The 12,243-nt window shown below is 28.6% G+C and carries 11 protein-coding genes and 1 riboswitch; of the genes, 8 read left to right on the plus strand and 3 right to left on the minus strand.

All coding sequences use genetic code 11. The features are described from left to right. Positions 1 to 16 precede the first annotated feature (16 nt). Positions 17 to 2,008 carry an ATP-dependent DNA helicase gene (locus AC5LAX_RS08005; protein ID WP_288909591.1) on the plus strand — a complete coding sequence of 664 codons (1,992 nt, stop codon included), beginning with the start codon at positions 17 to 19 and terminating at the stop codon, positions 2,006 to 2,008. Here AC5LAX_RS08005 and AC5LAX_RS08010 read toward each other — a convergent pair whose 3' ends face one another. From AC5LAX_RS08010 to AC5LAX_RS08020, 3 genes are all read right to left on the minus strand, one after another. Beyond that, a complete protein-coding gene (locus tag AC5LAX_RS08010; RefSeq protein ID WP_288909590.1) occupies positions 2,009 to 3,574 on the minus strand; it encodes a serine/threonine-protein kinase in 1,566 nt (521 codons plus the stop codon). It abuts the gene before it with no gap. A 147-nt stretch (positions 3,575 to 3,721) separates the two neighbouring features. Then, positions 3,722 to 4,963: an L-lactate MFS transporter gene (locus AC5LAX_RS08015; protein ID WP_288909589.1), complete on the minus strand. Its 1,242-nt coding sequence runs from the start codon at positions 4,961 to 4,963 to the stop codon at positions 3,722 to 3,724. Positions 4,964 to 5,050: 87 nt separating this feature from the next. Then, a riboswitch (ZMP/ZTP riboswitch) is annotated at positions 5,051 to 5,136 on the minus strand. Between the two features lie 62 nt (positions 5,137 to 5,198). Next, complete coding sequence (locus AC5LAX_RS08020; protein ID WP_018999086.1) at positions 5,199 to 5,972, minus strand: DeoR/GlpR family DNA-binding transcription regulator; 774 nt, start codon at positions 5,970 to 5,972, stop codon at positions 5,199 to 5,201. 189 nt (positions 5,973 to 6,161) lie between these two features. Between AC5LAX_RS08020 and AC5LAX_RS08025 the strand changes: the two genes are divergently transcribed. The 7 genes from AC5LAX_RS08025 to AC5LAX_RS08055 all read left to right on the plus strand — a co-directional run bounded on the left by AC5LAX_RS08025 (position 6,162) and on the right by AC5LAX_RS08055 (position 12,224). Further along, a complete protein-coding gene (locus AC5LAX_RS08025) occupies positions 6,162 to 6,854 on the plus strand; it encodes a ribulose-phosphate 3-epimerase (RefSeq protein WP_018999085.1) in 693 nt (230 codons plus the stop codon). Positions 6,855 to 6,858: 4 nt separating this feature from the next. Continuing rightward, the gene (gene hxlB / locus AC5LAX_RS08030) at positions 6,859 to 7,416 is read left to right on the plus strand and encodes a 6-phospho-3-hexuloisomerase (RefSeq protein ID WP_193525622.1); all 558 of its coding nucleotides are present in this window, start codon (positions 6,859 to 6,861) and stop codon (positions 7,414 to 7,416) included. A 121-nt stretch (positions 7,417 to 7,537) separates the two neighbouring features. Continuing rightward, a complete protein-coding gene (locus tag AC5LAX_RS08035) occupies positions 7,538 to 8,344 on the plus strand; it encodes a sorbitol-6-phosphate dehydrogenase subunit (protein ID WP_193525621.1) in 807 nt (268 codons plus the stop codon). Between the two features lie 26 nt (positions 8,345 to 8,370). Beyond that, entirely contained in the window at positions 8,371 to 9,774 is a 1,404-nt protein-coding gene (locus tag AC5LAX_RS08040) for a PTS transporter subunit EIIC (protein WP_193525620.1), read from the plus strand. Between the two features lie 10 nt (positions 9,775 to 9,784). Then, entirely contained in the window at positions 9,785 to 10,213 is a 429-nt protein-coding gene (locus AC5LAX_RS08045; protein WP_193525619.1) for a PTS mannitol transporter subunit IIA, read from the plus strand. Positions 10,214 to 10,336: 123 nt separating this feature from the next. Beyond that, positions 10,337 to 11,038 carry a DeoR/GlpR family DNA-binding transcription regulator gene (locus AC5LAX_RS08050; protein WP_204920741.1) on the plus strand — a complete coding sequence of 234 codons (702 nt, stop codon included), beginning with the start codon at positions 10,337 to 10,339 and terminating at the stop codon, positions 11,036 to 11,038. A 46-nt stretch (positions 11,039 to 11,084) separates the two neighbouring features. After that, the gene (locus AC5LAX_RS08055) at positions 11,085 to 12,224 is read left to right on the plus strand and encodes a mannitol dehydrogenase family protein (protein ID WP_288909588.1); all 1,140 of its coding nucleotides are present in this window, start codon (positions 11,085 to 11,087) and stop codon (positions 12,222 to 12,224) included. Positions 12,225 to 12,243: the final 19 nt, after the last annotated feature.

Consider the following 12,243-nt stretch of genomic DNA (forward strand, 5'->3'; position numbering starts at 1 on the left):
AGTAGAGGTAAAAATAGTGCAATCAAAATTAGAAGCTAAATATTTACGAGAAATTGGAGAAAAAGTATATAGTTTTTTCTTTGAAAATCCTGAAATGGAAAATAATAATTTAGAATTTCGTGAAGGTCAATCAGAGATGGCTTGTGAAATAGTAGATGCCATAAGTCAAAAGAAAAATCTAGTGGTAGAAGCAGGTGTAGGGATTGGAAAATCTTTTGCTTATTTAGTGCCACTTATTTATTATAATTATTATTTACAAAAACCAGTGGTAATAGCTACTTCAACTATCACTTTGCAGGAACAATTACAAGGCGATATACGCTATATCATGGAGAAATTACAAATATTTCCAGAAGTTTTATTGGCTAAAGGTATGACTAATTTCATTTGTAGATATCATTTTAAAAGATTTTTTGATGATAGAGCAAATTTAAAGCAATATGAGAAAATATATGAATGTATAAATCAAGGTGGTAAAGAGCCAAGTGATTGGAATATTGAACTTCCTTTAGATTTATGGCAGAAATTTAGAATTAAAAATTATAATTATCGTGAATGTAAATATTGTGAATATCGAGATGTTTGTCATTACCATAATTTACGTTTAAATTTGAAAAAGACAAAGGGTATAATTATTTGCAATCAAGATATGCTCACTACTGATTTGCGTTTAAAACGAGAGATGAAAGATGGTTTATTTACAGAAGAATTAAGCTTGATTGTCGTTGATGAAGCTCATAATTTAGAAGATAAAGTGCGTTCCTCGTATACAGATATGTTGACTAGAAAGCAATTGGTAAATACATTGAAAAGATGCTATTTAAGCATAAAAAAAATACCACCTAATTTAGCTAAAAATATAGATAGTGTATTTAGAGATATAGATAAAATTTTTAGGATAATAGATAAGCAGATAAAATATCAAATACAACAGGCACAAAAACAACATCAAGATGCTGATAGATTTAAGATAAATATACCGATTGATTTATTGCAAAATGTATATAAAATAGCAGAAGCAATAATGATAGCACATGCTGTAAGTATTCGCAAAACTGGCGGAAAAATCAATAGTGATATGGAGATTATTTTAGACTTTTTCAAAGCATGGCAAGATGAAAAAAACTATATTGTCTGGGCTGAAGAGGCTAAAAATCCAATAATATATCTTTGTCCTACAAATGTAAATGAAAAAATCAATGAATTATTTTTTGGCGATAGAGTAAAACTGAGAAAAAATTTCCATACAATTTTTACTTCGGCGACTTTGACGAATTTAGCTAGTGAAGATTTGACGAAAGCATATAGTTATTTTATACAAAATACAATGTTTCCAATAAATGATAGCATATTATCAGAAGTGAAATATTCGCCATTTGCTTATGATAAACATGCAAAACTTTTTTATACAGATGATATTACAAGCCCTAGTAAAGATAGAGGAAAATTCATTGATGAAAGCATAGATTTAGTGAAAAAAATATTGGATATTTCTCAAGGAAAGGCTTTGATTTTATTTACATCTAAAGCGGATATGAATGCTGTATATACAAGGCTAAAAGCTTTGAATTTAAATTATACTTTAATTAAACAAAATGAAATATCTTCACAACAACAATTAATTTATAAATTTAAGCAAGATGTAAATTCTGTATTACTAGGAACAGGAGTTTTTTGGGAAGGTATAAGCATAGAAGGTATAGCACTTTCGAATTTAATTATTTATAAATTGCCATTCCCACTGCCAGAACCAATTATCAATGAAAAATGTAAACGTAGTAAAAATCCTTTAGAGGAAGTATTAGTTCCAGAAATGATTATTAAATTAAAACAAGGTGTAGGTAGATTAATACGCAATAAAACAGATAAAGGCATAGTATCTATCATTGACTCGCGTCTAGGTGATAAATCAAAGGCAAGTTATAAAGAAAAAGTATGGCAAGCTTTGCCGATAAAACAAAGAACAAATAGCTTAAAAGAATTACAAAGTTTTTATGATAATTTATGATTAATAAACAGGAAATTCATCATTATAAAGATAGATAATATCTAGTATAGGTGAATAAAAGCTTATATCTATCATGTAGGGACCATTTTTATCCTTATCTAAAGAGCTATTTGTTGGAAGTCCATTGCTTAAATCAACTTTTTTAGAAAAATCTTCATAAAGCGTTTTATCGTATAATTTACATTGACTTAAATCAATCCATATTTCACATACTTCATTTGGTGAGATATCTTTTTTAGGAAGGATAAATATAGTTGTTGCACCATAGATACCATCTCCAGGATAGATATCTAAATCAGTAAGAGATAAATTATCACTTGTAGTAACGGCTGAAGTAGGTATTTTCATTCCATGAGTTACAAATTCATAGTTAAGGGGTAAATCAATATCTGTATTATTTACTATTTTAAAATGTAAAGTACCTCTACCTCCGATATAATCTCCATAATCTTGCCAAGATAAAGTCGTAGGGCTAAAACTGCCATCAATATCATAAGTAAATGGGACATGCTCAGCTAAATATTCTCTAGTGTATTTTCGTCTAGGTTTTTGATTAGTAGACTGATTTTTTTCATCATTAGGCGTAGATGTTGGAGCAGGCGAAGAAGGAGTCGTTTCATTATTTTTAGGAGTAGATGATTTATTTTCTGATTTGACATCATTAAAAGGATTTTTTTGAGGTAAATCTTTAATTTCTTGTTTTATTTTTTCTGTATCAATTTTTTCAGGAAGTTGTTTTAGATCATCTTCAATTTTTTGAATATCAAAATCTGTAGGTGTCTCAGAAGTTTTATTTAAATAATAGCTATAAGAGATGATGATTAAAATTAATGTAAGCAGGATAACACTTAAAGTGATTAAGAATTTTTTCCATGTTGCCATAGGGACAAATTCTTGCAAAATTTCATTTACAGATTGGTAACGTCTGTCAGGATCGAATTTAATCGCTTTTTTGATGATTTTTTGAAGCTTTTTATTTTTAGGTTGAAGTTTTTGTAAAGTTATGCCTAAAGCATAGATATCACTGCGAATATCTGTTTGAGCAAAACCGTATTGTTCAGGGGGAGCATATCCACGTGTACCAAGATATTCTGTGTCATACGTTTTATCAGGATTGATTAGACGAGCTGTATCAAAGTCGATTAATTTAACGATATTATCTTTAGTGAGCATTATATTAGAAGGTTTTATGTCGCGATGTAAAATATTATGTTCATGTAAAATTTTTAATCCTTCGCATAATTGAATGATTATTTTCTTGATAATATCATCAGAAAGTTGTTCTTGTTGTTCTAAAATATTAAAAAGTGTGCGTCCATTGATGTATTCTTCAACAATAATAGTGATGTTTTCATCTTGATATAGATAATATATTTCAGGAAAACAACTATGTGAGAGTTTTTTTAATTCGTTATAAGGACTTGTAGTGTGATGAAGATATTTTATGATACAAGGTTGATTTGTTAATTTATTAATAGCTAAAACAATTTTACTCTTTGATGATTTTTTTATTTCTTGTGTTATTGTAAAATTGGTAGATAAAAATTCATGGAAGAGCTCAGACATAATAAATTAACCTTTCTATAAAAAACATATATTTTTTATTAATAAAATTTAACTATATTGATAGTTAATATTATTTTAGCACATAAATAAAGCCTAGTAGTTAGTTTAATTTTAACTACTAGGCTTTATTTAGAGTGAGTTTTTTTCTTAAGCAATAGTTTTGCTTGAAATGAGTTTTTCTTTTTTAGTTGTTTTTATTTTTAATATTATAGCTATGATGAAGCTGATAATAAATAAAAATGCGAATACATAGAGGCAAAGTGCATAACTTTGAGTTGTTTCACGAATAAAGGATAATAAAAGTGGTCCTGCAATACCAGCCATGCCCCAAGCTGTGAGAATTCTGCCATGAATAGCGCTTAATTGTTTTGTGCCAAATAAATCGCTTAAATAAGCTGGCATACAAGAGAAGCCACCACCATAGCAAGAAACAATGATTAAAACTAATAATTGGAAGAAAAAGGATTCAGTTGTATTAGCGAGTGCATAGAAAGCAAAAATTTCAATTAAGAAAAATAAAATATAAGTATTTCTACGACCAATATAATCGGAAACGCTAGACCAAGCGATACGACCAAAACCATTGATAAGTCCAATAACGCCAACCATAGAAGCAGCAGCAATTGGGCTCATATGAACTACTTCTTGAGCCATAGGAGAAGCTACGGCTAAAAGACCAATACCACAAGTAATATTAGTGAAGAATATCCACCAAAGTGCATAGAATTTCCAATCGCGAGTAGCTTCAGCTACGCTATATTGTTTTATTTCAACCATAGAATTAGAAGTCTTAACAGTTGTAGGTAAATATTTTTCTACGAATTCTTTTGGTGGAGGAGCGAGATATAAAGAAGAAGCTCCCATGATTAATATATAAGCACAGCCTAAAATGATGAAGTTAGTTACTAAGCCAAAATTGCTAACGAGAATTTGCATGATAGGGCCAGCAATTAAACTTGCAAAACCAAATCCCATGATAGCAAGACCTGTAGCAAATCCACGTCTTTTAGGGAAATATTTTACAAGAGTGGAAACAGGAGTGATATATCCAATACCAAGACCAATACCACCGATTACACCGTAGCAGATGTAAAGTAAAATAAGACTTTGTAAATGAAGAGCTAAAGCTGTACCAAACATGCCAATACCAAAGAATGCAGTGGCAGTAAGTCCACTAATACGAGGGCCATTTTTTTCAACAAATGTTCCTAAAAAACCAGCGGATAAACCTAAAAATAAAATTGCAATAGAAAATGTCCATGTAGTTTCTTGAAGACTAAAACCCATTTGAGCCATGATTGGCTTGGTGAGTACGCTCCAAGCATAAACACTACCAATACAAATATGAATACCAATTGCGGATAATGCGATAAGCCATCTGTTTTTCATTATATAATCTTCCTTTCGTAAAAATAAAGAATTATAAAGTACAAGAAAACTTATGCCTAAAAACAAAAAGACCATCTAGGCAAAAATTTTCTTTGCCCAGACGGTCGACTTTTCTATAGCAATGCGGTTCATGTGGTTAATTCCACTAAAATCCGTCAGTTCCACAGTGCTTATTCAATTGATAGCTTTATTATAACAAATATTTAATCTATGTCAAGAATAAAATTAATTTCATTTATGTTTTAGTTTTTACAACTAAAACAGTTGTATTTTTTTGTAAAAAATCAATTTCTTTATCAGAAATGTTATCATCGGTAATTAAAAAATCAATATTTTTCCATGTAGCATATTCTACCATCGCAGTAGAACGAGATTTTTTGCTATCAGCTAAAACAAAATTTTGCTTAGAATTTCTAATCATTATACGTTTTACTTCGGCATCAGAAAAATCTATAGAAGTAGGACCAAAATGTTCTTTAAATCCACTAGAACCTAAAAAAGCAACATCTACTTTTATTTTACTAAGAAAACTAGTTGCACCAAAACCTTCAAGTGCCATAGTAGTGTTATTTAATTGACCACCACTAAGATGGACAATGTTGTCACTATTAGATAATACATTTAAAGCACTTACAGAATTTGTAATAATCGTTAAACCTTTTTTTAAATATAATAATTTAGCTAAGCATAATGTAGTACTACCAGCATCAATAAAAATAACAGAATGATCTTTAATAAATTTTAGTGCTTCATTAGCAATTGCTAATTTAGCATCATAATTTTCCATATTTCTATCTTCTAATGGTTTTTCGATTACTTCTAAAGAAGACAGTGCGCCACCGTGACTTTTTTTTATAATGCCTTGTTTATCTAAGTATATTAAATCTTTTCGTATAGTTTCTGTAGAAACAGCAAAAGTTTTTGCAAGTTCGCCAACCTTTATACTACCATTAGAAATTATAAGTTCAGCTATTTTATTTCTACGTTCAGCTGTTATTAATTTTGACATGTATTTCACCTCTATTTTATATTTATTTTATTATTCTTAAAAGAACTTGTCAAAAATTTTTAGAAAAATTAAAAATCGCAATTAAAAACAACTAAAATGGTGTTGACAATTTGAAATAGCAATGATATTATCTAAATAACAAGAAAAAACAACAATAATGTTGTTAAAAATTGCTAATTGGAGGATATCATGAAAAGAAAAATAATAATATCACCATCATTGATTTGTGCGGATTTATGTAATTTAGAAAAAGAAGTAAAAGATTTATCTTTAGCAGGAATGAAATCATTACATGTGGATTTAATAGATCCTCATTTTAGTCCAAGTATGCCAATTGGAATAGATATTGTAAAGCAATTGAAGGCTAAAAGTAATATGGATTTTGATGTTCATATTATGTCTAATTATAATGAGTTTTTCATTAAAGAGCTTGTAAAAATGGATATTTCAAGTATAACTTTTCATAGCGAAGCTACAATTCATGTAGAAAAAATGTTGCAAATTATAAAAGAAGCAGGAATTAAGGCTGGAATAGCTTTAGCACCAGCAACATCTTTATCCACTATTGAATATGTTGCGAAAGCTTGCGATTATATTTTATTAATGACAATTAATCCTGGGTATGCTGGTGGAAAATCAGAAGAAATGGTACCTTATGCAATAGATAAAATAAGAGATTGTAAAGATTTATTAAATAAAATAGGGTCAAATGCACAGATAATTATTGATGGTAGAGTGTCTTTTGAAGTAATGCCTAAATTGATTGAAGCTGGAGCTGATGTATTAGTTGCAGGCAGTAAAAGTATATTTAGAAAAGGTTTTTCTTATTTAGAAAATTATCAAGAAGCGCAAAATGTAATAAAAAAATCATTAGGAGAATAGAATTATGAATTATAGAGAAACTACTAAAATTGTTATTGATGAATGCTATTTAGCTTTGAGTAAAGTAGAAGAAAAACAAATAGATATGTTAATAGATTATTTATTTAATGCAGATAAAGTATTTTTTATTGGTGTTGGTAGAGTAAAACTAGAGTTAGAGGCTGTTGCAAAAAGACTTGCACATTTAGGCATAAAAACGCATATTGTAGGAGATATTAATGAACCAGCAATGACAGATAAAGATATTTTGGTTGTGGGTTCAGGTAGTGGTGAATCATTAGTACCAGTAGCTATTGCAAAAAAAGCTAAGAGCGTAGGTGGAAAAATTATACATATTGGTTCAAATCCCCACAGCTCGTTAGCTCCAATTACAGATTTAATGGTTAGAATTCCAGTACAAACAAAATTATATTTAGAAGACGAAATATCTTCAAATCAGCCAATGTCTAGTTTATTTGAACAATCATTATTATTATTAGGTGATATAGTAGCTAAAATGATAGTAGAAAGAAAACAAATTAACTTAAAATCGTTGTGGCAATATCATGCTAATTTAGAATAAAATTCAGAAAATAAAAAATAGAAAAAATAACTTGACTTTGCGTGTAAGTGCAATTATAATAAAATCATAAAGATGAAAAACGCATTATTACGCAAAAATGCGCATTAAGGAGAGATGGATAATGGCTGTAGAAAAATGGATGGATCTTAATGGAAAAGTTGTTATTGTAACAGGAGGAAGTCAAGGTATTGGTGAACATGTTGTTCAAAATTTAAGAGCCAATAATGCTTTTGTTGTAGTAGCTGATTTAAGAATAAATGAAAATTTTATTGAAGATAAAGGAATTGTTTTTGTTAAATGCAATGTGGCTAAAAAATCTGATGTTGAAAATATGGTAAAAGTTACTATTGAAAAATATGGTAAAATAGATGCAATTGTAAACAATGCAGGTGTAAGTAGACCAAGAATGTTGGTAGATTATTATGGGCAGAAACCTGAATATGAATTAACAGAAGATGATCTCGATTTTATGTATAATGTTAATCAAAAAGGTGTAGTTTTGTGTGCACAAGCAGTAGCTAGAGAAATGATAAAACAAAAAAGTGGTGTTATTATAAATTTATCTTCTCAAGCAGGTATTCATGGTTCAAAAGGTCAATCAGCATATTCAGGTACAAAAGCTGCAGTTCATTCATATACAATGGCATGGGCAAAAGAATTAGGACAATTTAATATTAGAGTAGTAGGCGTTGCACCAGATGTAAATGAAAGAACACCAATGAATAATGATGCAGCTTTTGAAGCATTAGCATATACTAGGGGAACAGATCCTAAAAATACAACAGATGATTATACAAAAACGATACCATTAGGAAGACCAGGAAAATTAGATGAAGTTGCAGATTTGATAGCATATTTAGTATCAGATCATTCTAGTTATATTACAGGAACAACAATAAATATTAGTGGCGGAAAATCTTGTAATTAGTAGTAATGAACGAGGTGAGATAGATTATGGTATTGGCAAGGATAAGAAAATTTGGTGGCTATATGAGTAATATGGTTATGCCAAATTTGGGAGCTTTTGTTGGATGGGGTATTATAGCTGCTTTATTTATTCCAACAGGTTGGATACCTAATGAACAGTTTAATGAATTGGTCGGTCCAATGCTTAGATTCATGTTACCTATGCTTATTGGATATACTGCAGGTTATAATATTTATGGACAACGTGGTGGAGTAATAGGGTTATTTACAACGATGGGGGTTATTATAGGTTCAGATGTACCAATGTTTAGTGGTGCGATGATTATGGGACCATTATCTTCTTGGTTATTAAAGAAATTTGATGAAAATATTGGATGTAAAGTAAAAGCTGGATTTGAGATGTTAGTAAATAACCTAAGCTTGGGCATTATAGGTATGATCTTAGCATTGATTGGCTATGTAACAATTGGACCAGTATTTAATGCCGTTGTAATATTTTTTTCAAATGGAATTAATTGGATGATGCAAGAAGGTTTATTGCCATTATTATCTATTTTGATGTGTCCAGGACAAGTATTATTTCTTAATAATGCAATAAATCATGGTATTTTATCACCTATTGCTTATCAACAAGCAGCAGAAATGGGAAAATCAATAGTATTTACAGTAGATAGTAACTGTGGTCCTTTATTGGGAACATTATGTTCTATTGCTTTATGGGGAAAAGGTAAAGCTAAAAAAACTGCTCCATTAGCTATGTTTATAGCTGGAATTGCGGGAATTGGAGAAGTATATTTTCCGTTTATTTTAGCTAATCCTATAATGATTTTAGCTACGATGGCAGGTTTATCTACATCATTATTTTTATTAGTATTATTAGATGGTGGTCTTGTAGGAATGCCATCACCAGGATCATTATTAATGATTGCTATGATGACACCTAAAGATTCTATTTTTGCTAATTTTATTGCAATTTTAGCTGGATTTATAGTGGCATTTTGTGTAGGTACATTAATTTTAAAAATATTTGGATCTCCAGATGAAAAAGAATCAGCAGCTACATTATCTATGGTAGATAATATAAGTGCGGGAAATGTTACAGCAGAGAATAAAACTAATACAGAAAGTAATGAAGGTAATAATGAAATTAAATTAATTGTAGTAGCTTGTGATTCAGGTATGGGATCATCAGCAATGGGAGCAACAGTTTTAAAAAATAGGTTGAAAAAGGATGGAATTACTGTAGAACATGCAGCTTCTGGCAATATAAATAAAGAGGCTGATATGGTAGTAACATTAGAGGGAATTTTAGAAAGAGCAAAAATTAGTTTAAATAGTAAAAAAGCCATATTTATATCAGTAGATAATTTTTTAAAACAATCACAATATGATAATGTAATAGAAATTATAAGAAAAAGAAACAAATTATAAGAGGTAAATTATGTCAGAAGTATTAAATTTAAATAATATTAAATTAAATATGGTATTTGATAATAAGATTGAAGCAATTAAGTATGCAGGAAATATATTAGTAGAAAATGGATATGTAAAAGAAGATTATATACAATCTATGTTAGAAAGAGATAAAGATTTATCAGTATATATTGGTAATAACATAGCTATACCACATGGAATGCCAGATTCAGAATCATATATAATAAAATCAGGAATTTCAATAATTCAGGTTCCTGATGGAGTGGATTTTGATGGAGAATTAGCATATGTTATTATTGGTATTGCAGGAAAGAATAATACACATATGGAAATTTTAGAAAAAATTGCTTTAGTTTGTATGGAAGAAGAAAATATTGAAATAATTCGTAGAGCAAAAAATAAAGAAGATATATTAAATATTTTTAATAATTTCTAATAAATTTTAATAATTTCAATAATTGTAATTAAAATAAAAATACTTATTATATTATGAATAATAAGTGTTATATAATATAAAGAGATTATATATGTATTATTCTAAATATAATGGAGTGATTTTATGAAATTAATGAAAGCTGAACGTCAAAATATAATTTTAGATATTTTGAATAAAGAAAAAAAAATTATAGCAAAAGACATTAGTACTAAATTAAATGTATCAGAAGATACAATTAGAAGAGATTTAAATGAACTTGATGAGAAAGGTCTTTTGAAAAGAGTTCATAGTGGTGCAATAAAACGAGGTCCTAAAGCTGTTGATTTTAGTATAAGAGAAGATGTAAATATTGAAGAAAAAATTAGATTAGCAAAAAAAGCAGTGAAATATATAAAACCAGATTCAGTTATATTAATAGATGGGGGTACTACTAATTATCAATTAATAAAACAAATTCCAAAAGATTTTAGTTGTATAATTATTACAAATAGTATTCCAATAATAAGTTTATTAAAATATTATCCAAATATAAAAGTTTTATCATTAGGCGGTTTTTTGCATAAACAATCATTAGTAAATATAGGTTATGAAACTATAAAACAATTAGAATCTATACATGCAGATGTGTATTTTATGGGAATATCGCATATAGATAGTGAAATTGGTATAACTATAGTAACATTAGAAGAATGTCAAACTAAACAGAAAATGATTGAAGTATCTTCAGAGGTAATATCAATGGTTACAAAAGATAAATTAGAGACGGTATCTAATTTTGTTGTTGGAAAAACAGGTATTATTACTAATTTAGTTTTAGATGATTAATTTTTAATTACAATTATTGCGAATATAACGCAATGGAGATGTTTTTATGAATAATGTATTAATTGTTGGTGCTGGTAGATTAGGAAAAGGTTTTATGGGAGAAATCTTTGATAATGCCGGTTGGAATTTAAGTTTTTTAGATAATGATGATACAGTAATAAAAGAGTTAAATAATAATGGATATTATAAAGTAACTGTTCATAGAGAAGATAGAATAGATAATAGAATTATATCTAAATATAAAGCGTATAGTTATGATAAAGATTATTCTTGTGAAATGGCTATAATTAATGCAAATGTAATAGCAATGACTATTTATCCTGAGGATTTTCCAGAAGCAATAGCTTATATGGGAGCTGCTTTTAGAAAAAGAGTAGAAGAAAATTATGCGCAAAATTTGGATGTTATATGTTTGACAAATAAAAATTATTTGATACCATCATTTGAAAAATTATTTCTAAATGAATTAAGTACAGAAAAAGAAAGAAAATGGTTTAGAGAGCATGTAGCATTAAGAGATACTATTGTTAGACGAGCAACAGATTCAGAATCTAATTCGTCTATAAATGTAAGATCGACAGCAGTTTTATCATTATTAGTACAGTCTCCATTGTTAAATGATTTATCATCGGTTGAATGGATAGAGCCTTGTGATAATGTAGAGTTAATGAAAGATTTGAAGGTTTTTACAGTTAATGGTCCACATGTAACAGCTGCTTTTGCAGATTATTTAAAAGGATATACAACATTAAATGAAACAGTTAGAGATCAAGAGTGTGTAGATTTAATAAATCAGGTTCATGATGAAATTTATGAGGGAATATTAAGAGAATATAGAGTTAATAAAGCTGATTTAGATAAATTATCAATATTTCCTGCAGCTAAAGGCGAATTAGAAGATCATATTTTACGTATTGCATGGGATCCTATTAGAAAATTATCAAGAAACGATAGATTAACAGGTATAGCATGTATTTGTTTAAAAAATGATTTTTATCCAAAAGGAATTATAAAATCAATAGCGAATGGATTTGCTTATGATAATGAACAAGATCCTGCTGCAATGGAAATACAAAATTGTATTAAAAATGAGGGTATAAAAACGGCTATTGTAAAATATTGTGGATTAAAAGAAAATTCTATCTTAGTAGAAGCAATAGAAAATGACTATAATAAAATTAAGTAAAATAAGGGCAGGAAATCCT

The organism is Megamonas sp. (genome assembly GCF_986095205.1).

Coding starts and splice junctions, on each gene's coding strand:
- AC5LAX_RS08010 (WP_288909590.1), bottom strand. CDS start 3,574: ATGTCTGAGCTCTTCCATGAATTTTTATCTACCAATTTTACAATAACA.
- AC5LAX_RS08015 (WP_288909589.1), bottom strand. CDS start 4,963: ATGAAAAACAGATGGCTTATCGCATTATCCGCAATTGGTATTCATATT.
- AC5LAX_RS08020 (WP_018999086.1), bottom strand. CDS start 5,972: ATGTCAAAATTAATAACAGCTGAACGTAGAAATAAAATAGCTGAACTT.
- AC5LAX_RS08025 (WP_018999085.1), top strand. CDS start 6,162: ATGAAAAGAAAAATAATAATATCACCATCATTGATTTGTGCGGATTTA.
- hxlB (WP_193525622.1), top strand. CDS start 6,859: ATGAATTATAGAGAAACTACTAAAATTGTTATTGATGAATGCTATTTA.
- AC5LAX_RS08035 (WP_193525621.1), top strand. CDS start 7,538: ATGGCTGTAGAAAAATGGATGGATCTTAATGGAAAAGTTGTTATTGTA.
- AC5LAX_RS08040 (WP_193525620.1), top strand. CDS start 8,371: ATGGTATTGGCAAGGATAAGAAAATTTGGTGGCTATATGAGTAATATG.
- AC5LAX_RS08045 (WP_193525619.1), top strand. CDS start 9,785: ATGTCAGAAGTATTAAATTTAAATAATATTAAATTAAATATGGTATTT.
- AC5LAX_RS08050 (WP_204920741.1), top strand. CDS start 10,337: ATGAAATTAATGAAAGCTGAACGTCAAAATATAATTTTAGATATTTTG.
- AC5LAX_RS08055 (WP_288909588.1), top strand. CDS start 11,085: ATGAATAATGTATTAATTGTTGGTGCTGGTAGATTAGGAAAAGGTTTT.